This is a genomic window from Bradyrhizobium sp. USDA 223 (assembly GCF_044909005.1).
GTDB classification, from domain to species: Bacteria; Pseudomonadota; Alphaproteobacteria; order Rhizobiales; family Xanthobacteraceae; genus Bradyrhizobium; species Bradyrhizobium yuanmingense.
In genome coordinates this window covers 16,429-38,042 of record NZ_JBIYDR010000001.1, presented here as the reverse complement: position 1 = coordinate 38,042, position 21,614 = coordinate 16,429, and the positions used below count along the sequence as shown (strand labels likewise).

The 21,614-nt window shown below is 65.1% G+C and carries 24 protein-coding genes; 11 read left to right on the top strand and 13 right to left on the bottom strand.

The window, feature by feature from the left end:
* Nucleotides 1-98: 98 nt before the first annotated feature.
* The 6 genes from fliF (at nt 99) to ABIA40_RS00195 (ending at nt 6,656) form a co-directional block, all read left to right on the top strand.
* Nucleotides 99-1,709 carry a flagellar basal-body MS-ring/collar protein FliF gene (gene fliF, locus ABIA40_RS00220; protein WP_271541323.1) on the top strand — a complete coding sequence of 537 codons (1,611 nt, stop codon included), beginning with the start codon at nt 99-101 and terminating at the stop codon, nt 1,707-1,709.
* Between the two features lie 32 nt (nt 1,710-1,741).
* The gene (gene fliG, locus ABIA40_RS00215; RefSeq protein WP_157287380.1) at nt 1,742-2,836 is read left to right on the top strand and encodes a flagellar motor switch protein FliG; all 1,095 of its coding nucleotides are present in this window, start codon (nt 1,742-1,744) and stop codon (nt 2,834-2,836) included.
* Nucleotides 2,836-3,459, top strand: coding sequence for a FliH/SctL family protein (locus ABIA40_RS00210; RefSeq protein ID WP_036043750.1), 624 nt, complete (start codon nt 2,836-2,838; stop codon nt 3,457-3,459). The genes fliG and ABIA40_RS00210 overlap by 1 nt, the downstream gene beginning before the upstream one ends.
* Nucleotides 3,460-3,462: 3 nt before the next feature.
* Nucleotides 3,463-3,813: a flagellar motor switch protein FliN gene (gene fliN / locus ABIA40_RS00205; protein ID WP_035704875.1), complete on the top strand. Its 351-nt coding sequence runs from the start codon at nt 3,463-3,465 to the stop codon at nt 3,811-3,813.
* Nucleotides 3,814-3,864: 51 nt separating this feature from the next.
* Nucleotides 3,865-5,250, top strand: coding sequence for a sigma-54-dependent Fis family transcriptional regulator (locus ABIA40_RS00200; RefSeq protein ID WP_025034232.1), 1,386 nt, complete (start codon nt 3,865-3,867; stop codon nt 5,248-5,250).
* A gap of 257 nt (nt 5,251-5,507) precedes the next feature.
* Entirely contained in the window at nt 5,508-6,656 is a 1,149-nt protein-coding gene (locus ABIA40_RS00195) for a M20 family metallopeptidase (protein ID WP_271541319.1), read from the top strand.
* A 118-nt stretch (nt 6,657-6,774) separates the two neighbouring features.
* On the opposite strand, the gene ABIA40_RS00190 is transcribed toward ABIA40_RS00195, so the two are convergent.
* From ABIA40_RS00190 to ABIA40_RS00150, 9 genes are all read right to left on the bottom strand, one after another.
* Nucleotides 6,775-6,930, bottom strand: coding sequence for a hypothetical protein (locus ABIA40_RS00190; RefSeq protein WP_035999067.1), 156 nt, complete (start codon nt 6,928-6,930; stop codon nt 6,775-6,777).
* Between the two features lie 95 nt (nt 6,931-7,025).
* Nucleotides 7,026-7,607 carry a flavin reductase family protein gene (locus ABIA40_RS00185; RefSeq protein ID WP_404538082.1) on the bottom strand — a complete coding sequence of 194 codons (582 nt, stop codon included), beginning with the start codon at nt 7,605-7,607 and terminating at the stop codon, nt 7,026-7,028.
* A 33-nt stretch (nt 7,608-7,640) separates the two neighbouring features.
* On the bottom strand, nt 7,641-8,477 hold the full coding sequence (locus ABIA40_RS00180) for an ATP-binding cassette domain-containing protein (RefSeq protein ID WP_404538079.1): 837 nt from the start codon (nt 8,475-8,477) through the stop codon (nt 7,641-7,643).
* A gap of 20 nt (nt 8,478-8,497) precedes the next feature.
* Nucleotides 8,498-9,304, bottom strand: a complete 807-nt coding sequence (ssuC, locus tag ABIA40_RS00175; RefSeq protein ID WP_404538076.1) for an aliphatic sulfonate ABC transporter permease SsuC — start codon at nt 9,302-9,304, stop codon at nt 8,498-8,500.
* Nucleotides 9,301-10,464, bottom strand: a complete 1,164-nt coding sequence (ssuD, locus tag ABIA40_RS00170) for an FMNH2-dependent alkanesulfonate monooxygenase (RefSeq protein WP_404538072.1) — start codon at nt 10,462-10,464, stop codon at nt 9,301-9,303. Before ssuD ends, ssuC begins: the two co-directional genes overlap by 4 nt.
* Nucleotides 10,465-10,473: 9 nt before the next feature.
* Nucleotides 10,474-10,596: a hypothetical protein gene (locus ABIA40_RS00165; RefSeq protein WP_260344179.1), complete on the bottom strand. Its 123-nt coding sequence runs from the start codon at nt 10,594-10,596 to the stop codon at nt 10,474-10,476.
* A gap of 2 nt (nt 10,597-10,598) precedes the next feature.
* Complete coding sequence (locus ABIA40_RS00160; protein WP_404538069.1) at nt 10,599-11,549, bottom strand: sulfonate ABC transporter substrate-binding protein; 951 nt, start codon at nt 11,547-11,549, stop codon at nt 10,599-10,601.
* 526 nt (nt 11,550-12,075) lie between these two features.
* Complete coding sequence (locus ABIA40_RS00155; RefSeq protein WP_271541306.1) at nt 12,076-13,242, bottom strand: cytochrome P450; 1,167 nt, start codon at nt 13,240-13,242, stop codon at nt 12,076-12,078.
* A gap of 34 nt (nt 13,243-13,276) precedes the next feature.
* Nucleotides 13,277-13,495 (bottom strand): hypothetical protein, encoded by a 219-nt coding sequence (locus ABIA40_RS00150; protein ID WP_271541304.1) that lies wholly within the window; start codon nt 13,493-13,495, stop codon nt 13,277-13,279.
* A 576-nt stretch (nt 13,496-14,071) separates the two neighbouring features.
* Here ABIA40_RS00150 and ABIA40_RS00145 point away from each other — a divergent pair.
* Together ABIA40_RS00145 and ABIA40_RS00140 are read left to right on the top strand one after the other, a co-directional pair.
* Nucleotides 14,072-15,184 carry a helix-turn-helix transcriptional regulator gene (locus tag ABIA40_RS00145; RefSeq protein WP_271541302.1) on the top strand — a complete coding sequence of 371 codons (1,113 nt, stop codon included), beginning with the start codon at nt 14,072-14,074 and terminating at the stop codon, nt 15,182-15,184.
* A gap of 127 nt (nt 15,185-15,311) precedes the next feature.
* Nucleotides 15,312-15,515 carry a hypothetical protein gene (locus tag ABIA40_RS00140; protein ID WP_404538065.1) on the top strand — a complete coding sequence of 68 codons (204 nt, stop codon included), beginning with the start codon at nt 15,312-15,314 and terminating at the stop codon, nt 15,513-15,515.
* 37 nt (nt 15,516-15,552) lie between these two features.
* Here the strand turns inward: ABIA40_RS00140 and ABIA40_RS00135 are convergent, their stop codons facing one another.
* The gene (locus ABIA40_RS00135; RefSeq protein WP_404538062.1) at nt 15,553-16,323 is read right to left on the bottom strand and encodes a helix-turn-helix transcriptional regulator; all 771 of its coding nucleotides are present in this window, start codon (nt 16,321-16,323) and stop codon (nt 15,553-15,555) included.
* Between the two features lie 563 nt (nt 16,324-16,886).
* Here ABIA40_RS00135 and ABIA40_RS00130 point away from each other — a divergent pair.
* The 3 genes from ABIA40_RS00130 to ABIA40_RS00120 all read left to right on the top strand — a co-directional run bounded on the left by ABIA40_RS00130 (nt 16,887) and on the right by ABIA40_RS00120 (nt 19,700).
* Nucleotides 16,887-17,792 (top strand): LysR family transcriptional regulator, encoded by a 906-nt coding sequence (locus ABIA40_RS00130; protein ID WP_404538060.1) that lies wholly within the window; start codon nt 16,887-16,889, stop codon nt 17,790-17,792.
* Between the two features lie 157 nt (nt 17,793-17,949).
* Nucleotides 17,950-19,221, top strand: a complete 1,272-nt coding sequence (locus ABIA40_RS00125) for an SDR family oxidoreductase (RefSeq protein ID WP_404538057.1) — start codon at nt 17,950-17,952, stop codon at nt 19,219-19,221.
* On the top strand, nt 19,221-19,700 hold the full coding sequence (locus ABIA40_RS00120) for a DUF2269 family protein (RefSeq protein ID WP_404538054.1): 480 nt from the start codon (nt 19,221-19,223) through the stop codon (nt 19,698-19,700). Before ABIA40_RS00125 ends, ABIA40_RS00120 begins: the two co-directional genes overlap by 1 nt.
* 82 nt (nt 19,701-19,782) lie before the next feature.
* Here the strand turns inward: ABIA40_RS00120 and ABIA40_RS00115 are convergent, their stop codons facing one another.
* From ABIA40_RS00115 to ABIA40_RS00105, 3 genes are read right to left on the bottom strand one after another with little or no spacing between them, the layout of a single operon-like run.
* Nucleotides 19,783-20,517, bottom strand: a complete 735-nt coding sequence (locus tag ABIA40_RS00115; protein ID WP_157287397.1) for a hypothetical protein — start codon at nt 20,515-20,517, stop codon at nt 19,783-19,785.
* Entirely contained in the window at nt 20,514-20,930 is a 417-nt protein-coding gene (locus ABIA40_RS00110) for a phage holin family protein (RefSeq protein WP_157287398.1), read from the bottom strand. The genes ABIA40_RS00115 and ABIA40_RS00110 overlap by 4 nt, the downstream gene beginning before the upstream one ends.
* On the bottom strand, nt 20,927-21,604 hold the full coding sequence (locus tag ABIA40_RS00105) for a hypothetical protein (protein ID WP_271541287.1): 678 nt from the start codon (nt 21,602-21,604) through the stop codon (nt 20,927-20,929). The genes ABIA40_RS00110 and ABIA40_RS00105 overlap by 4 nt, the downstream gene beginning before the upstream one ends.
* Between the last annotated feature and the right edge of the window lie 10 nt (nt 21,605-21,614).

The window sequence follows — 21,614 nt, the reverse complement described above, 5'->3', positions numbered from 1 at the left end:
ACCTCTTAACCTTCGTTAACCATATCGAAACCATCACCTAGGCAATAATTGCCCAGTCGGCCTTTCCAGTGAAGCGGCCGGAGCTGTGGGGCGGTTGCTTGCAAGGGCTTGCGGACTTTCTGAAGAGTATCGGTGCCGCCCGGTTCGGGGCAATGATCGCGGTCACCGCCGCGCTCATCGGCTTCTTTGCGTTCGTCATCATGCGCGTCACCACGCCGCAGATGACGACGCTGTTCACGGACCTGTCCGTCGAAGACTCCTCCAGCATCATCAAGGACCTGGAACGCCAGGGCATCCAGTTCGAGATCCGCAATGAGGGCTCCATCATCATGGTGCCCAAGGACAAGGTCACGCGTCTCAGGATGAAGCTCGCCGAGGGCGGCCTGCCTAAGGGCGGCGGCGTCGGCTACGAAGTGTTCGACAAGTCGGACGCGCTCGGCACCACCTCCTTCGTCCAGAATATCAACCACCTGCGCGCGTTGGAGGGCGAACTCGCCCGCACCATCCGGGCCATCGACCGCATCCAGGCCGCCCGCGTCCATCTGGTGCTGCCCGAGCGGCCGCTGTTCGCCCGCGAGGCGCCGGAACCGTCGGCCTCGATCGTGGTGCGCGTCCGCGGCGCACTGGAAGCCCAGCAGATCCGCGCCATCCGCCATCTCGTCGCCTCCGCGGTCAACGGGCTGAAGCCGCAGCGGGTCTCCATCGTCGACGAGGCCGGCCAGCTGCTCGCCGACGGCGCCCAGACCGATCCGGAGCAGGCCATCGGCGAGGAGCGCCGCATCGCCTTCGAGAAGCGGATGCGCAAGCAGGTCGAGGACATCGTCTCCTCCGTGGTCGGCTCGGGCCGCGCCCGCGTGCAGCTCTCTGCCGATTTCGACTTCAACAAGGTCACCCAGACCTCGGACAAATTCGACCCCGAGGGCCGCGTGCTGCGCTCGAGCCAGACCCGCGAAGAGCAGAGCATGACCGCCGACAACAACGGCCAGGTCACCGTCAACAACGAGCTGCCCGGCAACCAGCAGAACAACGGCGTCGCGCCCAAGGACCAGAGCAAGAAGACCGAGGAGACCAACAATTACGAGATCTCCCGCACCACCAAGACCGAGGTGACCGAGGCCGGCCGGGTTAACCGCATCTCGGTCGCGGTGCTGGTCGACGGCATCTACAGCAAGAACGACAAGGGCGAGCTGGCGTATCAGGACCGCACCAAGGAGCAGCTCGACCGCATCGCCACGCTGGTGCGCTCGGCGATCGGCTTCGACCAGAAGCGCGGCGACCAGGTCGAGGTCGTCAACCTGCGCTTCGCCGACGCGCCCTCCACCGCCCCGATCGGCGAACCCGGCGGCTTCCTCGGCATGCTGCAGTTCACCAAGGACGACGTCATGTACTTCGTCGAGCTCGGCGTGATGATGCTGCTCGGCCTCGTCGTGCTGTTCCTGGTGATCCGCCCGCTGGTCAAGCGCATTCTCGCCTCCGACGAGGTCGCCGCCGCCATCTCCGGCGTGCTGACGGGCCCAGCTGCCTCGGAAGAGGCCGCGCCGGCCGGCCAGCCGCTGCTGCCGAGCGGCGGCACCAGCGCCATCGACGTCGCCACCATTCAGGGCCAGGTCCACGCCCAGTCCGTTCACCGCGTCGGCGAACTCGCCGAACGCAATCCCAACGAAACCGTCGCAATCATCCGCCAATGGCTGACTGAGCCGGCGAAATAACCGAAGCCAAGCGCATCAAGAAGTGATCTGACATGGCCGCCACCTTGCAAAACGCCAACTCGAACGACATCACCAGCGTGATCTCCACGCTCGGTCAGCGCGCCGGCAGCCGTGAGGGCGGTCCCAAAACCCAGGGCCTAGCGGGGCCGAAGCGCGCCGCGATCCTGATGCTGGCGCTCGGCGAGCAATATGGCGGCAAGATCTGGGGCCTGCTCGACGACGACGAGGTGCGTCAGCTCTCGCTGGAGATGTCGACGCTCGGCACCGTCGAGGTCGACACCGTCGAGGACATGCTGCTCGAATTCGTCTCGCGCATGTCGGCCTCGGGCGCGCTGATGGGCAATTTCGACGCCACCGAGCGGCTGCTCCAGCAATACCTGCCGCCGGAACGCGTCAACGGCATCATGGACGAGATCCGTGGGCCCGCCGGGCGCAACATGTGGGAGAAGCTCTCCAACGTGCAGGAAGAGGTCCTCGCCAACTACCTCAAGAACGAATATCCGCAGACCATCGCCGTGGTGCTGTCGAAGCTGAAGCCGGAGCATGCCGCCCGGGTGCTCGCCATCCTGCCCGAGGAGCTCGCGCTCGACGTCATCAACCGCATGCTGAAGATGGAGGCGGTGCAGAAGGAGGTGATCGAGAGCGTGGAGAAGACGCTGCGCGTCGAGTTCATGTCCAACCTGTCGCAGACCCGTCGCCGCGACGCCCACGAGGTGATGGCGGAAATCTTCAACAATTTCGACCGCCAGACCGAAACCCGCTTCATCACCTCGCTGGAAGAGGACAACCGCGAATCCGCCGAGCGCATCAAGGCGCTGATGTTCACCTTCGACGACCTGGTGAAGCTCGATTCCGGCTCCGCCCAGACCTTGATGCGCAACGTCGACAAGGACAAGCTCGGCGTCGCGCTCAAGAGCGCCAACGAGGACGTCCGCAACTTCTTCTTCGGCAACATGTCCTCGCGCGCGGCCAAGATGCTCCAGGACGACATGGCGGCGATGGGCCCCGTGCGCCTGCGCGACGTCGACGAAGCCCAGGCGCTGCTGGTCAATCTCGCCAAGGACCTCGCCGCCAAGGGTGAGATCATGCTGACCAAGAACCGCGCCGACGACGAGCTGGTGTACTGATGGCCGCTCCGGCAAAATTCCTGTTCGATACCGACTTCGCGGCGCCCGAGCGCGCGACGCGCGAGAAGGCCGCGACCGCGGCCGAGATCGCGCAGAAGGTCGCAGAAGCCGAGGCCCGCGCCTATCAGGACGGCTTTGCCGCCGGCCAGCGCGAGGCCAAGGCCGAGAGCGACCGCCGCGTCGCACTCGCGATGGAAGAGATCAACATCGCCATCCGCGGTGTCGCCGCCGGCATCGGCAACATCGAGACCAGGATGGAGACCGAGGCGGTCGAGGTCGCGGTCGCGGTGGCGCGCAAGCTGTGCGCCGACCTCGTCGCCGCCGAGCCGCTCGGCGAGGTCATCGCGCTGGTCAAGGACTGTTTCTCGCATCTGGTCGCGACGCCGCATCTCGTCGTCCGCATCAACGATGCGCTCTACGACAGCGCGCGCGAGAAGATCGAGCGGCTCGCCAAGCAGAGCGGCTTCGAGGGCCGGCTGGTGATCCTGGCCGAGCCGGAAATTGCCACCGGCGACTGCCGGATCGAATGGGCCGATGGCGGCGTCGTGCTGGAGCGCGGCGCCATCGCGGCCAAGATCGACGAAATGGTCGGACGCTACATCGCGTCCCGCAGGGGGAGCTAAACCATGAGCGACACCGACGGACAGGTCCCGCTGCCCGATCTCAATGGCCCGATGCCGCCTGCCGGCACCGACGTCGGCTACAACGAGGACGAATATGCGGCGCGTGCCGCCGCCGACCTCGAGGCGGTGTTCGACGTGCCGGTGCAGGTCTCGGCCGTGCTCGGCCGCTCCAAGATGGACGTCGGCGAGCTCCTGAAGCTCGGACCGGGCACCGTGCTCGAGCTCGACCGGCGCGTCGGCGAGGCCATCGACATCTACGTCAACAACAAGCTGGTCGCCCGCGGCGAGGTCGTCCTGGTCGAGGACAAGCTCGGCGTGACCATGACGGAAATCATCAAGGCCGAACGCGGCTGACACGCAAGGACATGACGCGCGACGGCGCGAGCAGACGGACAGGAGACTGACATGCGGCTTCTCATCGTTGGCACATTGAAGGGCCAGCTCACCACCGCCACCAAGATCGCGATGGAGAACGGCGCCACCGTGACCCATGCCGAGGATCACGAGCAGGCGATGCGCGTGCTGCGCGGGGGCAAGGGCGCCGACCTCCTGCTGGTCGACGTCGCGCTCGACATCCGCGACCTCGTGCTGCGGCTGGAAGCCGAGCACATCCACGCCCCGATCGTCGCCTGCGGCATCACCAACGACGCCCGCGCCGCGGTCGCCGCGATCCATGCCGGGGCCAAGGAATACATCCCGCTGCCGCCGGATCCGGAGCTGATCGCCGCGGTGCTGGCTGCCGTCGCCAACGATTCCCGCGAGCTGGTCTACCGTGACGACGCGATGGCAAAAGTGATCAAGCTCGCCCAGCAGATCGCCGGCTCGGACGCCTCGGTGATGATCACCGGCGAATCCGGCACGGGCAAGGAAGTGCTGGCGCGCTACGTTCACTCCCGTTCGGCCCGTGCCAAGCGCCCGTTCATCTCGATCAACTGCGCCGCCATCCCGGAGCACCTGCTGGAATCCGAGCTGTTCGGCCACGAGAAGGGCGCCTTCACCGGCGCGGTCGCCCGCCGCATCGGCAAGTTCGAGGAGGCGACCGGCGGCACGCTGCTGCTCGACGAAATCTCGGAGATGGACGTCCGCCTGCAATCGAAACTACTGCGCGCCATCCAGGAGCGTGTGATCGACCGCGTCGGCGGCACCAAGCCGGTTCCGGTCGACATCCGCATCATCGCGACCTCGAACCGCAATCTCGCCGAGGCTGTGCGAGAGGGCACGTTCCGCGAGGACTTGCTGTTCCGCCTCAACGTCGTGAATTTGAAGATCCCGCCGCTGCGCGAGCGTCCCGCCGACATCCTCGAGCTCGCCCAGCACTTCGTGAAGAAATATGCCGAGGCCAACGGCGTGCCGCTGCGACCGCTCTCGGCCGAGGCGCGCCGCGTGCTCTCCGCCAACCGCTGGCAGGGCAACGTCCGCGAGCTCGAAAACACCATGCACCGCGCGGTGCTGATGGCCCAGGGCGACGAGATCGGGCCCGACGCCATCATCACGCCGGACGGCGACCGCCTCGACCTCGCCAAGACCGCCCCGGCCGTGGCGCATGCCACTATGGCCGCCGAGCAGGTGACGCGCGCACTGGTGGGGCGCACCGTCGCCGACGTCGAACGCGATCTGATTCTGGAGACGCTGAAGCACTGCCTCGGCAACCGCACCCATGCCGCCAACATCCTCGGCATCTCGATCCGCACGCTGCGCAACAAGCTCAACGAATATGCCGACGGCGGCATCCCGATCCCGCCCGCAGGCACGCCCGGGGAATATCCGCGGATGCCGATGATGGGCGCGTAGACGCCCGCGACCATCGAGCGGACGCGAATGCCCGGGCCAACTCCGGGCATTTTTCGTTTGGCGCAGGCCGCCACCCCGTCATTGCGAGCGCAGCGAAGCAATCCAGAATCCCTCGGCGGCGACAGACTGGATTGCTTCGCTGCGCTCGCAATGACGAACCTCAAGAGCGTCCTTCGCATGACCGAACCGCGCCACGTGACTATGCCATCCGCGCGGCACGCCCTATAACCTCGCCCGAAAACCACGCGAGGGACAACATGTCTGAAGCTCAAATCACGGATTGGCTGGCGTCGCAGAAGCAGGCGATGATCGACCTGCTGCGCGACGTCGTGAACATCGATTCCGGCTCCTACGACAAGGAAGGCGTCGATGCGGTCGGTGCGCGGTTCGAGCGGCATTTTGCCGAGCACGGCATTCCGTTCCGGCGCGAAGGCCACGGCACGTTCGGCGACGCGATCCATGCCGAGGTGGCAAAGCCCGGCAGCAACGAGAAGCCGGTGCTGTTGATGGGGCACCGCGACACCGTTTTCGGCAAGGGCGAGGCCGGGCGGCGGCCGTTCACGATCCGGGATGGCCGCGCCTATGGACCCGGTGTCGCCGACATGAAGTCCGGCCTTGTCATGAACGTGTTCGTGGCCGCCGCCTTCCACAAGTTCGGCGGCTCACCGCATCCGATCAAGGTGCTGATCACCTCCGACGAGGAGATCGGCTCGCCCTCCTCGCGCCCTGTGATCGAGCGCGAGGGACGCGCGGCCCGCGCGGTGTTCAATTCCGAGCCGGGCCGGCCCACGGGCAACGTCGTCACCGGGCGCAAGGGCGGCATCTTCATGCACATGGCCATCACCGGCAAGGCCGCGCATTCCGGCGCCAACTTCGCCGCCGGCGTCAGCGCCATTGGCGAGCTCGCGCACAAGATCGTCCAAATCCACGCGCTCACCGACCTCGACAAGGGCATCACGCTCAATGTGGGCCTCGTCTCGGGTGGGCAGTCCGTCAATACGACGGCGCCTTACGCGGAAGGGCAGATCGACCTGCGCTATGTCGATCCGGCCGATCGCGCGCGGATCATGAGTGCGATCGAAAAGATCGTCGCGACCTCCTACGTGCCGGGCACCAGCGCGACGCTGTCGATCAAGGGCGAGTTCGTGCCGGTGGTGCAGAGCGCGGACTCGAAGGCGCTGTTCGAAGGCTATCAGGCGGCCGCAAGGCAGGTGGGCCTCACCACGCTGCAGGGCGAGTTCTCCGGCGGCTGCGCCGATTCCGGCTTCACCGCCGCGGTCGGCACGCCGACCATTTGCGGTCTCGGTCCGGTCGGCGGGCTCGCGCACACGCCGGAGGAATATTTGGAGATCGACAGCATCGTGCCGCGCGCACAGGCGCTGGCGCTGGCGATTCTGCGGGGGTGAACGGAGGTGCCGTAGGGTGGGCAAAGCGAAGCGTGCCCACCGTTCCGTTGCTGCCTTGGAGAGATGGTGGGCACGGCGCAAGGGCGCCTTTTGCCCACCCTACGAGACCGACCAAGTTCTACGAATAGCTCGGCGCATCCGGCTTGCGGAAGATGTGGATGGGATCGCCCGGCACGATCGGAGAGCCGGAGAACATCGCATAGGCGTAGAGCGCGAGATAGGCGATCGCGAGCGCGCCGATGGCGTAGAAGATCAAGGTAGCCACGCGCTTCATCGTTCCGCTCCATGCGTACGGCGGGACAGCTCAGGAGCGCTTCTAGAGCGACGAGGCGGAAAAGGCCAGCCTTGCGCGAGGCTCGCCGACGGCGATCAAATGCCGCGCCGGCCGCGCGCGGGAAGGCTGACATCGGCGAGCCGGGCCGCGTCTTCGTCCTGGTCGACCGCAACATATTGGCCGTGCCAATAGGCCAACGCGGCATTGCGGGTCGAGCTCCTGATGTCCCTGACGCGGCCGATGACGATGCCGTGCGAGTGGCGCTCGACTATCTCCTCGACCTCGCAATCAAAGGCCGAGAGCGCGCCGACCAGCAGCGGAACACCCGAGACTGCCGTCACCCATTGGCTGCCTGCAAACCGATCCGCGCCCTTCAGCCCGCCCTTGCCGGCAAAGCGTTCGGCGACCTCGAGCTGGTCGGCATTGAGGATGTTCACGCCGAAAGCGCCAATGCGGCGGATCAGCGGAAACGACGAGGCGTCGCGGTTGATGCTGACCAGCAGCGTCGGCGGCTCGACCGACAGCGAGGTGACCGAGGTCACCGTCATGCCGGTGATGTCCTTGCCCCGCCCGGCGGTGATGACGCTGACGCCGCCGGTGAGATGGCGCATGGCGCCGCGGAAATCGGCGGACGAGACGGGAATTTCGGTCATGAGCTCGCGGGGCACTACATTCATGGCGTTGCTCCCCGAAAGCGGGGTTCCCTCTATTTAGGTACGATCGTCCGCCGACAACAGGTGGCTCAGGATCGAGCCTTCAAGGCCGGCAAGCTCGGCCGAGCCGCGCTGGCGCGGCCGGGCGGCGTTAACCGTGACGTCATGGACGATACGGCCCTCCTCGATGACGAGCACGCGGTCGGCCAGCGCCACGGCTTCGGAGACGTCGTGGGTCACCAGGATCGCGGTAAAGCCCTGATCGCGCCAGACCCGCTCGAGGAGCCGCTGCATCGAGATGCGGGTCAGCGCATCCAGCGCGCCGAGCGGCTCGTCGAAGGCGAGCACGCGCGGGCGCGAGACCAGCGCACGGCCGAGCGCGACCCGCTGCTTCTGGCCGCCCGAGAGCACCGCGGGCCATTGGTCGCGCTTGTCGGCGAGGCCGACCTCGATCAGCGCCTTCTCGGCGCGGGCATGCGCATCGCTTGAGGCACGATCGCGGCCGAGGCCGACCTCGACATTGGCGAGCACGCGGGCCCAGGGCAGCAGCCGCGGCTCCTGGAACATCACGCGGATGTCCTCGGGCTGAATATCCTGCCCGAAGCTGATGCTGCCGGCATCGATCTTGTCGAGGCCGGCGATCAGGCGCAGCAGGGTGCTCTTGCCGCAGCCGCTCTTGCCGACAATCGCGACGAACTGGCCGGCGGGAATGTGCAGATCGATGCCGCGCAGCACCTCGTTGTCGCCGAAGGACTTTCGCAGGCCGCGGATGCTGAGCGGCAGGCCGCTGGCCTGAATTGGCCGCTCCTCGCGCACCACGCGCGCGTGTGGGGCGAAATTGGCGCGGCTGGCGAGCTCGGTCTCGGGAAGGGAAGTACGAAGCGCTGTCTGCATGTGATTGCCAATATCTCTGCTCAACGTTTTTGAAAGGCGGGGTGCCAGGAGAGCGTCAGACGCTCCAGCACGCGGGAGGCGCTGTCGGCGAGCTTGCCGAGCAGGGCGTAGATCAGGATCGAGAGCACGACGACGTCGATCAGCATGAACTCGCGCGCCTGCATCGCCATGTAGCCGAGGCCGGAAGAGGCCGCGATGGTCTCAGCGACGATCAGCGTCAGCCACATGATACCAAGAGCAAAGCGGATGCCGACGAAGATCGAAGGCAGCGCGCCCGGGAAGATGACGCGGCGGAACAGTTCGCTATCGGTCATGCCGTAGATGCGGCCCATCTCGATCAGCTGCGGATCGACGGTGCGGATGCCGTGCAGCGTGTTAAGATAGATCGGGAAGAACACCCCGAGCGCCACCAGGAAGAGCTTTGCGCTTTCGTCGATGCCGAACCAGAGGATGACCAGCGGGATCAGCGCCAGATGCGGCACGTTGCGCACCATCTGCAGGGTGGTATCGGTGAGCCTGGCCGAGAGCTGCGACAGGCCGTTGGCGAGTCCGAAAGCGAAGCCGATGCTGCCGCCGATCAGAAAGCCGGTCGAGGCGCGCCAGAACGACACCCAGATGTTGCGGACGAGCTCACCGGACACCAGCAGCTTCCAGCCCGCGAGCACGACGTCGCTCGGCGCCGGCAGCACCCGCGTCGGCACGAAGCCGGTGACGCTCGCGACCTGCCAGATCGCGATGATGGCGAGCGGCACGATCCACTGGATCAGGCCGTCGGCCCGCGGCAGGCGGATGCTGCGCGGAAGCGAAATGCTGTCGATCAGGCTCATGACTGCGACACCCGGTGCTGCGGACGGAAATCGCTGCCGACCGTCTCCCCGAACGGACCGCCGTTGAAATGCAGCTTTGTCACGTTGCTCGGCTGCTCCAGCGCGAGCAGCGGGAACACCAGCTCGGCGAAGCGATAGGCTTCCTCGAGATGCGGATAGCCCGACATGATGAAGGTATCGATGCCGAGATCCTGGTACTCCTTGATGCGGGCCGCCACGGTCTGGGCGTCGCCGACCAGCGCCGTGCCGGCGCCGCCGCGGACGAGGCCGACACCGGCCCACAGGTTCGGCGCGATCTCGAGCTTGTCGCGATTGCCGCCGTGGAGCTGCGCCATGCGGTGCTGGCCGACGGAATCCATGCGGGCAAAGTTCTTCTGCGCCAGCGCGATGGTGTCGTCGCTGACATGCCTGATCAGCTCGTTCGCGGCGTCCCAGGCTTCTTCGTTGGACTCGCGGACAATGACGTGTAGACGGATGCCGAAGGAGAGTTTGCGGCCACGAGCGGCGGCAACCTCCCTCACCTTCGCGATCTTCTCGGCGACCAGCGCCGGCGGCTCGCCCCAGGTGAGATATTTGTCGACGGTGTCCGCCGCGACGTCGATGCCGGCATCGGACGAGCCGCCGAAATAGAGCGGCGGCCGCGGCGACTGCACGGGGGGAAACAGCAGCTTGCCGCCCTCGATGCGGATGTGCTTGCCCTCGACGTTCACCGTCTTGCCGGCGAGCAGGTCGCTGTAGACGTTGAGGAACTCGCGGGTGACCTCGTAGCGCTCGTCATGGCCGAGGAAGATGCCGTCGCCCTTGTTCTCGACGGGATCGCCGCCGGTGACGACGTTGACGAGGAGCCGGCCGTTCGAGACGCGATCAAGCGTCGCGGTCATGCGCGCGGCTACGCTCGGCGATTGCAGGCCGGGACGAACGGCGACGAGATAGCGCAACCGCTCGGTGAACGGCGCGACCGAGGACGCAACGATCCAGGAATCCTCGCAGGACCGCCCGGTCGGCAACAGCACGCCGAAATAGCCGAGTTGATCGGCGGCCTGCGCGATCTGGCGCAGATAGTTGAAGTTGACCTCGCGGCCGCCGATGCCGGTGCCGAGATAGCGGCCGTCGCCGTGGGTCGGCAGGAACCAGAGAATGTTGGCGTTGGATTGGCTCATGAATTGCCCCTAGCCGTAAGTCGTGCCGACGGCGGCCGCGACGATGCCGATCGACAGCACGATGGCTGCGATCACGCGTTGAACGATGCGCTTCATGTTCAGACCTTTTTGAACGGGAAGAGTTGTCGGCACGGTCAGGCTGCCGGGTTGCGCCAGACGATGTCGCGGATCTGAATCGGCTTCGGGATCAGGCCGAGCTTGTAGAAGCGGTCGGCGACGCCCTGCTGGGTCGCGACGATGTCATCGGTGACGGGACCGATCACGAAGTTCGCGCGGTTGGCGGCGACGGTCTGGATATCCAAGGGAACGCCGGTGATCGCGGCGAGCGATCTGGCGACCTCGTCGCGGTGCTGCTCGGCCCATTGGCCTGCCGCGGTCGTCACGTCGACGATCTGCTGCAGGATCGCCCCATGGTTCTTCGCGAACTCGCGGTTGGCGATGTAGAAGGAATTGGTCTTGGTGACCTCGCGCGCATTGATCAGGATGCGGCCGTTCTGCTTGGTCTCGCCGATCGCAAAATAGGGATCCCAGATCGCCCAGGCCTCGATGCTGCCATTGGCGAAGGCGGGGCCGGCATCCGGCGGCGTCAGGTAGACCGGTGTGATGTCGGCATAGGTGAGGCCGGCCTTCTCCAGCGTCTGCACTACGACGTTGTGGGCGCTGGAGCCCTTGGTGAAGCCGATGCGCTTGCCCTTGAGATCGGCGATGTCGCGGATCGGCGAATCCTTCGGCACCAGGATGCCCTGGCCGTTGGTGATGGGCTGACCGGCGGCGTAGACGATCGCCGCGCCCGCGGCCTGGGCAAACACCGGCGGGGAATCTCCGACCGCGCCGAAATCGACGCTGCCGACGTTCATCGCCTCCATCATCGGCGGGCCCGAGGAGAACTCGATCCACTTCACCTCGATGCCTGAGGCTGCGAAATGTCTTTCCAGGGCAGCCTGCTGGCGCGTGATGACCAGCACGCCGGTCTTCTGATAGCCGATGCGAATTTCCTTCACCGCGCCTTGCGCGATCGCAGGCGATGCGAACGCAGCGGCGGCCGCAGTTCCAACCGAAAGTTTCAGAAAGTCTCGACGCTGCATTCCACACTCCGGGCCGCGTGCGGCCGTCATCATTCACGTTTGCCGAATGATGGTGCGCGTCATCGGAAGTGTCGAGACGTCCGGGAAAATAGCGATGCGAGCACTGCGCTGCATGCCGCGCGCGTGATTAATCTTTCAAGCGGCGAAGCGAATGAGGATGGAATTTTTCTGCACGCGAATGTGAGAGATGCACGGATTGGGTCGGGCCCGGACCGGCGGAACATAAAAAGTCGCAAAACAACCCCATGCACAGTAGCCGGGCGTGCGAGAACAACGACTTACGTATTATCCGAAGTGCGTTTGACTCGTCGGGCAAAACAGCGGCAGAATGGCATGATTTCGTAGTGGGTGCTGAGGCGCGGAGCTCCCTCCACCCTCTCGCCGTCATTCCCCGCGAAGGCGGGGAATCCAGTACGCCGCGGCCCGGCGATTCAACCACAACTGTCTCGGAGTACTGGATCGCCCGGTCAGGCCGGGCGATGACACCGAACGTGTGACGGGCGACGTGCCACGAGCACCTACCGGCCTATTGCTCCCACCTCACCGGTAGATTCTGCAGCCCGCGGAAGGCCCAGCCGCCGATCCGCACCTCTTCGTCCTCGGCAAGCTCGATGCGCGAGGCGCGCGCGAACAATGTCGGCAGTGCGACGTCGGCGATCATGGCGCGCGAGGCGAAGGCGCCGGCGCAGAAATGCGGGCCGGCGCCGAAGGCGACGCTCTTGGAGGTGTCGCGCCGCACGTCGAACTGATCGGCGCGCTCGAAATGCTTCTCGTCGCGGTTGGCGGAGCCGAACATCAGGAACACGCGCTCGTCGAGCTCGAACGCTACATCGCGAATGGTCCAGGGTTTTGCGATGCGGCGCGGCGACATGCCGATCGGCGAGATCCAGCGGGCATATTCCTCGAAGGCTTGCAGCCACGACACCTCGCCGCGCAGGACCAGATCGAGCTGGTCGGGATGGGTCAGCAGCGCCCAGACCGTGCCGGCAATCGCCTTGCGCGGCTCGTTCTGGCCGCCGGAGATGGCGAGCTTGACGTTGGCGCGCACGCTCTCCATCGGCATGTCCGAGGCGAGCAGCACGCCCAAAATGCTCTGGTCGGGATGCTTGCGCATCACCGGCAGGATGTCGTCGATCGCGGCGTCGATGCCCGCGGTTGCCGCATGACAGCGCGCCTCGACCTCAGGGTCGCCGGCATAATTGGCGATGCCTTCGATCATGCCCTGCGACCACGAATCCATGTCCTGAAAGCCGATATTGGTAAGGCCGGTGATCGACTTCAGGCATTCGCCGGAGAACGGCAGCGCGAAGTCGCGCATGAGATCGATCCGGCCCGGTTCGAGCGAAGCGATGATGCGATCCGCATGGGCCTGGAACTGGGCGGTCCAGTAGCCCTTCACCGTCTTCGGCGAGACCGTCGGAAACATGGCGCGGCGCTCGACGAGATGCGCTTCGCCATCCTTGCGCATCATGTTGTGGCCCATCAGCCGGTTCATCAGGCCGGCGGGCTGGTGCGACGAGAACACGTCGATCTGCTTCTCGGAGATCGAGATGTCGTCGCGGCTCGTCAGCAGCGTCGAGCCGAGCTGCGGCACGAAGGCGATCGGCGCCTCCTTCCGCATCTTGGCGAGCATCGGATAGGGGTCGGCCCAGAAGGCAGCCGGGTCGATCTCGATGCGCGGCGCGGTGCTCAAGCTTCGCTCCCTTGTGGTCTCCTCGATGCCGAGGCTAGCGCCTTTCAGTTGCCGCCGTCTGTCCCCATGGATTGGGACAGGCGGGCCACAAGCTGCCGCTCGCGTCAACCATGCCAGCGTCGAACTGCTGCGAGGTCAACTCGGCAAAGGTGCGACGGGGTTGCGCATCATTCACCTCTGGAAGAAAATTCCAGCTCAGCACGATATCCAGGGCCTGCCTTCTGAACTGGCGCAGCTCGACGGGTTCGGCCATCCTGTATCTTCTCAGGCCTTTGTCTGCTTTCAACTCAGATGGCAGCTCCGGCCAGCAAGAAAGCGCCGCCAAGCGCGACCATCACAAGTCCAGGCCAGTTCGATTTGACGCCGAAGCCGCTACCGGGCCTTTCGGGCTCCAGCGTGTCACGTCCGGAGCGAAGCCACTTCCCACCACTGAATCGACCTCGCCAAATGGGCTGAAACGCCATTTGGAATAGGCCGCCGAAAACAAGGAGCACTCCAAGCCATATGAGGATCATGCTCACCTCCTCTACCCGCGAACGCCGATAGGTTGATGCGCCGAGAACCGTGGTCCATTCAGCGCTGCCCCCGGCTTACGGAATCAGACCGACCTTGAAAGCCGCCGGGACAACCTCTGACCTGTCAAATAGTTGATATATGGACATGATTTCTGCTAGCCGTCCATCCGGGCCAGCTTGGGAAAAAGTAGCAATTGGTTCCGCCGAAGCGGATTGGTATCAAGGGCCTTGGGCGGGCGAAGCACGAAGGCTGCTGCCGAAGTGCACGCCGCGCGTCTGAAAGATCGGTCGAATCTGATGGGTCCAGCGCAGCAATGACGGGCATCGATTTCGAGCAGATCGTGGACCGCATCCACGAGGCAGCGACCGTTCCAGAGCTCTGGCCTGATGTCCTGGAGCAAATCGCTCATGCCGCGGGCGCGCATGGCATGGTCATGATCACCTCGGACTCCGATCAATGGTCCGGTGTCTGGAACGGCGCCGTGGCGTCGCCGTCGATTCGCGAGGCCTTCTCGGCGTTCCTGAGTGGCGACCTCTCCAGCCGGACGGAGACGACCCCGCGACTCCTTGCGCTTGATCATCCCGGCTTCGTCGGCGAGCACGAGGCGTTTTCGCCGGAGGAATGGGAGCGCGATCCATATCGGGTGGAATGGAACAAGAAATGGGGCTTCGAGCATGCCTGCGCGACGGCGGTCCGCAGCCCGTCCGGCGAGATCATCGTCTTCCATATGGAAAGATTGGCCGGCCGCCCCGCCTTTTCGCGGCAGGACCTCGAATTTCTCGACCGCTTTCGCCCCCATCTCGCGCGGGCAGCTTTGCTGTCGACGCGCTGGCGCCTCACCCGGATGCGGGCGGCAACCGAGGCGTTGTCTCTGGTCGGCTTGCCGGCCCTTGCGATCACGCGCTCCGGGCGGGTTCTGGCCGCCAACGCCTTGATCGAAGGCATGACCGACGTTCTGCAATGGCTGCCGAAGGACCGGATCGCCATCAAGGACCGCGCGGCCGACACCCTGCTGCGCGCTGGCCTCGCTCAACTCGATGCGCCGGACAAGGCCGTGTGCTCCTTTGCGGCGCGTCGCAGCAGCGATCTCGATCGGGTAGTGCTTCATCTCGTGTCGATGCCGGGCGAAGCCCGCGATCTCTTCGATGGGGCGGTTGGCCTCCTCATCGCAACGCCGGTCGCCGCCTCGCAGGCACCGAGCCTTGCCCTCATTCGTGGCCTATTCGATCTCACCCCGAGCGAGGCGCGCGTTGCGCGCGGAATTGCGCAAGGACAGACGATCGGCGATATCGCCGCGCATCACGGGCTCAGCCGCGAAACCATCCGCACGCAGGTCAAGGCCGTCCTCGCCAAGACGGGAACGCGGAACCAGAAGAGCGCAGCTGCCCTCTTCGGTGCGATCCCCAAATTGCCGCTGAGAGATTGACGCCGGACTTGTGCGGTGGCCTGCCCCGGCAGGGGCAAACTTCGCTTCACCCAAATGGGTGAAGACACAGGCCGGCCCGCCGGGTTCAACTCCGCCCAAATTGGATGTCTGGCGAGAAGCGGCGGCAATGGCGGGACCGGAATTTCCGATTTTCGAAGTGACCCTGGCGCAGCGCAGGCGCAGGAGATGGAGCTGGAGCGTCTGCACCATTCAAGGCGCGGTGGTGATGCAGGGCCGGGAAGCCAGTCGACCCGCAGCAAAGTACCAGGCCGAGAGAGCGCTGTTCATGCTGCTGCTCACCGCGCCCTATCGTTCCCGACTTTCCGCATAGCAAGCCGCTCGTCGAGCGCTGCAGGGGTGCCGACGCCTTAGTTCAGCTGGCGCGTCAGCAGGCGCAGCACGATCGCAAACAGCTCGCTCTGCGAGGAGATGCCCAGCCGCTCATAGGCGCGCTTGCGGTAGGTCAGGGTCGAATGCAGGCTGATGCCGAGTCCTTGCGAGATCGCCTCGGAGCTGAAGCCTGCGAGGATGCGGCGACAGACCTCCTGCTCGCGCGGGGTGAGCGCGGAGAGCGGCTTGCGCGTCGCGAACAGGGTCGCAAGATCGGACGTCGGCTTCTCCTGGAAATGGCGCGCGACGCTGGCTGCGATCGCCGGTGCGATCGCCCCGAGCCGCTCGCGCTGGGCGGCGCTGAAGCGGCCCTGCGCGGCGATCCGATAGAAGTTGACGTAGAAGCAGGTGTCACCGGTCCAGATCGCGGTCGCACATTTGTCGACGATGCCGGAATCCTGGAAGAAGATCTTGCGGTAGCGCGCGCCGTACATGCGCGGCGCGAAGTGAGACAGCATGATCGGCGCGCCGCCCTCGCCTTCGAACAGCGCATCGCGGTTGGGATCCGTTTCGTGAAACTGGCCGGCATAGGCGGCGCCGAGATCGGCGCCGATCGGGATGTTGCCGGCATCGAGCAGGCAGCTTGCCGCGCCGGCCCGGCTCAGCGCGAACACCATGCAATGGCCGACATCGGCCTGCCGGCGCAGCGTGTCGATGAGCACATCGGGAAAATCGGAGCGGCCGATGGCGAGCACCGCGGGCGTGATATCGCCGGCCGACGGATCAAGGGTTATCCCGTTGGGGCGCACCGTATTCCTCCGCAAGACGTTCTTTTGCGAGAGGATAGCAGCAACGGAATCTTACCGGAAGCGCTCACGAGCACCGCCGCCCAGGGCCGCTCGGCTGTTGCAGACGCCATTGGCGGGTCTCACGCTGCGCCTCGCCCTTCGAGACGGCATCGTCGCGATTTTCTCAGATGAGGCTGATCCGATGGCCCCACCGAGTCACTTCACCCTGTGCCTGAAAGCAATCTCGCGCAGACGACTGAAAAGCTTTGAGAGCCGCTTCAAGCGCTCACTGACCACCGCGCAAAGAAGCATCAGCCACGTTGCGAGCGCGACACACCACAACAGAAATTCCAATGCTGCGGGCATGAGGGCACCTTTCGAAACGTGTTGCGAAACAAAGGCGGGGCACTAATGCTCGTTGAAGAACGCGAGCGCCGCGTCTGCGTTATCAGCCTTTATGGCCTCTCGCGCTGCCGCGATCATGATCGCCTCCGCGGCCGACCGCATTCGAAGCCTATTACGACCTCCTGAATTGCACTAGAATTAATGCTGAAAGTCACAATTCCATTTCGGGGAATGATCCGATGGACAGGCTCGATGAACTTGCGACATTCGTCGCGATAGTTGAAGTTGGAAGTCTGGTAGGCGCAGCAAAGCGATTGAAGCGTTCGCCTCCCGCGGTCACTCGCGCGCTTGCGGCCCTCGAGGAAAGGGTCGGAAGACGATTGGTGGAGCGAACAACCCGCCGTCTTGCACCGACGGATGCCGGACGCCACTTTGCTGAGCGCGCCCGCGAGCTGGTCAACGGCTACTCGACCGTCATGAGCAGGCTTGTCGAGACGGAGGGGGCTCCGCTGCACGGTATCCTGCGAATAGCCGCTCCCACCATCTTCGGACGCCGTCATGTCGCTCCGATCGTATCGAGCTTCCTTGACGCTCATCCGGCGATCCGTATCGAGCTCGTCATGGGTGAAAGATCGCTCGACCTGATCAGTGAAGGCATCGATGTTGCGGTCAGGATAGGTCAGCCGCGCGACTCGCGCCTCGTCGTCAGATCAGTGGGGTCGGTCCGTCGCGTCCTGGTGGCCAGCCCTTCCTACTTGCGCAAGCAACCTGAGCTTCGACATCCGCGAGACATACCGAAGCACGATGTCGTGTTCTTTTCCGGATTTGCGGGGCCGACCGAACTGCGTTTTCAGAATCGAGGTCGCTTGCACACGGTTCGCATGATGCCGCGCCTCATGACGACAGATCTCGACACGGTCATTGCCGCCGTGACATCGGGCCAAGGCATCGCTCGACTTTTATCCTATCAGGTCGAAGCCGAGATTTCGTCGGGCAAGCTCGTGCGTCTTCTTCCGGCCTATGAGCCGCCGGCCGTACCGGTTCAAGTCGTCATTCCCGGTTCCCGGCGCACCACACCGGCTGTGAGGGCATTCGCGGATCACGCCGCTGCGTCGCTCCGTACCCTTTCGATCATCCGCCAGTAGTTTCAAGGGAGCTGCGCGGGGCGAGGTGTCCGATTCTCTGCCTGCAGCCAAACCCATCAGTTCCCCCGCGAGGAACGATTGCAGCCCCGCTTTATTGGTCCGTATCTTCAAGGCTTGATCAAGGCGTTGCCCAGGCCGCCCATCGAAGGATCAGTCGATGCGCATCCTTCTCGTCGGGGCTACAGGACTTATCGGATCGGCGATCCACGCCAGGCTGTCCGCCGAAGGACATGACTGCATCTTGGTGTCGCGCCATCCCGCGGCGACGCACGATCCTCGCCACATCACGCTCGATGTCGCCCGAACCACCGATGCGTCGAAATGGAAGGGCCTTCTCGCCGGCGTCGATGCCGTGATCAATGCAGCGGGTGCGCTGCAGGGACAGGACATGCAAGGCGTTCATGTCGCCGGCAGCGCGGCGCTCTATGCGGCCTGCGAGACCGCCGGGGTCCGCAGGGTCATCCTGTTCTCGGCAATCGGCAGCAATGATGCGCTCAGCGATTTTTCCCGCACCAAGCGCGAGGGCGAAGCCGCCTTGATGGCACGCGACCTCGATTGGGTCATCCTGCGACCCTCCGTCGTAATCGGCCGGCCCGCCTACGGCGGCAGCGCGCTGCTGCGCGGGCTGGCGGCGCTGCCGGTTCTACCGGTCATGCCGGACACGGCGGCGATTCAACCGGTGCATCTCGACGACGTCGTTGAGACCGTGCTGTTCTTCCTGCAGCCCGGCGCGCCTTCACGGGTCGCGGTCGATCTGGCCGGCCCGCGGCGGATCGCCTTCAGCGATGCGGTCGCGCTGTTTCGCGCCTGGCTGCGCTGGCGCCCGGCCTATCGCCTGCAGCTGCCGCGCTGGGCGGCTTCAATTGCCTATCGTGCGGGCGACGTTGCGCAGATGCTGGGATGGCCAACGCCCATCAACACGACGGCACAGGCGGAAATGCGCCGCGGTGCGACCGGCGATCCCGAGCCCTGGCGTCGATTGACCGGCACTCCATCGCGCCATCTCGAAGTCGCGCTCGCACGCGAGCCTGCGTCGGTGCAGGAACGCTGGTTTGCTCAGCTGTATGCGCTCAAGCCGCTGATCTTTGGCGTCTTCGGCGCGTTCTGGATCGCCACCGGCATCATCTCGCTGAGCGCGGGCTGGAACATCGGCATGTCGTTGCTGCTTGAAGGCGGGCTGCAAGGGAACGTCGCGGCGCTCGTCGTCACCGCGGGCGCGCTCGCCGACATCGTCATCGGCATCGCCATTCTCTGGCGACCCCTGAGCCGCTACGGACTCTGGGCCGCACTGATCATCTCGCTCACCTATGCCGTGATCGGCACCGTCCTGGTGCCGCGGCTGTGGGCCGATCCGCTGGGACCGATGCTGAAGATCTGGCCGGTGATCATGCTCAATCTGGTCGCCATGGCGATCCGGGAGGATCGCTGATGCTCTACTTCCTCGTGAAGATGGCGCACATCATCGGTGCTGCCGTGCTGCTCGGCACCGGGGCCGGCATCGCCTTCTTCATGCTGGTGGCGCATCTGCGCGGCGACCCGCGCGAAATCGCGGGCGTCGCGCGGACGGTGGTGCTGGCCGACTTCCTGTTCACGGCGAGTGCCGTGATCCTGCAGCCGATCACCGGGACATGGCTCACCTGGTCGAGCGGGTATTCCCTCGGCGACGGCTGGGTGGCGGCGTCGATTGCATTGTATCTCGTGATCGGCGCCTTCTGGCTGCCGGTGGTGTGGATGCAGATGCAGATGCGCGATCTCGCCGTCGCGGCGGTCGCGACCAACGGCAAGCTGCCCGCCCGCTATCACCGTCTCTTCTGGTGGTGGTTCGCCTTCGGCTTTCCGGCTTTCGCGGCCGTGCTGATGATCTTCTGGCTGATGATCGCCCGTCCGGCCATTCCATACTGGGATTAGGTTCGCCTTCAGGACAACCCACCTGCCTGATCACCCAACCAGAGCGGGGTGTGGCCAACGCACCCCGCTCTCCCTCGCCTCATTACGGAGCCTTCACCTCGGCCCGGGCAGCTGCCGCGGCGTCCATCCCGGCCTGCTTGACTCGGTCCACAATTTCGGCGCCGGTATCGCTGATTTCCGAGACAACCGTGTCCGAGGCTTCACGCAGGGCCTGCGAGACCGCACCGGCGCGCCGGTTCAGGTCAGCCTTCACGTCGTCGCTGACGTCTCCGATATACTGGTTCTCGATCTCGGAGGCGCGGAACGCGCCCGCCACGGCCGCACCAATTGCGATGCCCACGACCCCCAGCACGAGGGGTTGCCGCTCCAGCATGTCCGCCAGTGACGACTTCGCACTCGTCATGGTGTCCTTGTTCGGAAGCGCATTGCCCAGCTTGCTGAATTGCTCCTGCGCGAAGGCGACGCCCTCGTCGAAACGATCCCGGACGCCCTCGGCGGCCTGCGACACAGTATCGGAAGCGGCGGCGGTCGCGCCACGCAGGGTCTCCCCGAACCGTTGCGAGCCGTCGTTGTCCATTTCGGGGGCGGTCGGCGGCGCCACGGTCTGCTTGATCGCGGATGCTGCCGACCTGAAACCACTCGTCCCGATATCGGCAACAGGTTCGACGGCCTCGGCGGCGGAACGCGCCACAGTCTTCAGCCTCTGGTCTCCGGCCAACAGCCAAAGCGCGCCGCCTCCGATGAGCGCCGCGGCGAGCGGGTTGTCCCTGGCAGCCGTTACTAGATTGTCGATAAAGCTGATCTTTGTGCTGCTCATCGCACCATTCCCTTCACGGTGTCCTTGTCTTTTTCCAGCTGGCCGATCGTTTCGCGGGGAGCCAGCTGACGCATATCAAGCCGGTTCATGCCCATGGCGACCAGCGCGGCGGCGACGGCCGCAGCGATGACCGCCGATGTCAGATATGACAGCGGTTGCGACCATCCTGCGGAGATCAATGCGGCGGATAGAGCGAATAAGGCCATGACGATGGCCGGGATCACCAGAACGGCGCCGGCTACGATCAAGCCGACGGCGCCGCCGATCTTCTGGAGCTTCTCGCCAAGTTCTGCCTTTGCCAGGTCGATCTCGTTCTGGAACAGCTTGGCGAACTGCGACATGGCATCGCCGAGCAGCGTCGAGATTTCCCTGAACTCGCTTTTGCTGGTTTTGATATCGCGCTCGATGCTCATGGTAACGTGCTGCCCTGGAAGGATGAGGATTGTTGCGTATGGGGGTTACGGGTCCCGGACTCCCGATTCCAGTTTTGCTCTCCCGCCGAAAAAGAGCTCCCACCCGACATTTGCCCGCTCCCCGACGTGCTGCCGGGGGTGTTGCGCTGCCCTTGGGATGACGATTGTCCGCCCGATGCCTTCAGGAAGCGAACGGCCGCGAAGCCAGCCAGCACCGATATGCCAAGAAAGGCGGCCGGCTGACGTTTGGCGAAATCGGTCGCGCCTGCGACAAGATCTCGGAAACTTCCGTCCCGGATCTTCCGGGCGGCATCCTCGACATAGTCCGCCGCCGAACCGATGCCGCGTGCGGCGAACGGTACGTCGCTCTCGAAAGCCCGGCCGGCCTCGCGGATGTTGCCCGCGAGGCGCTCGACGAAATCGGCGCCCGATCGCTGCTGTTCGCGCGCCTGGCTCTGGATCTGGTCCATGGTTCCGTCCGCAACGCCCTTTGCTGCATCCGCGGCCTCGCCGAACTTGTCTCGCGCGACGTCGGCCGATGCCCGGAACGCATCGCCGGCGCGCTGCTTCATCTCCGCTCCGGCATCGCCGATCTGCTCTTTCATGTCCTTCGCGGTGCCCTTGTCCTGGTTCTTTGCGAACTGCGTCACGTTGCGCGGGTCCAAATCGCTCATGATGGTTTCC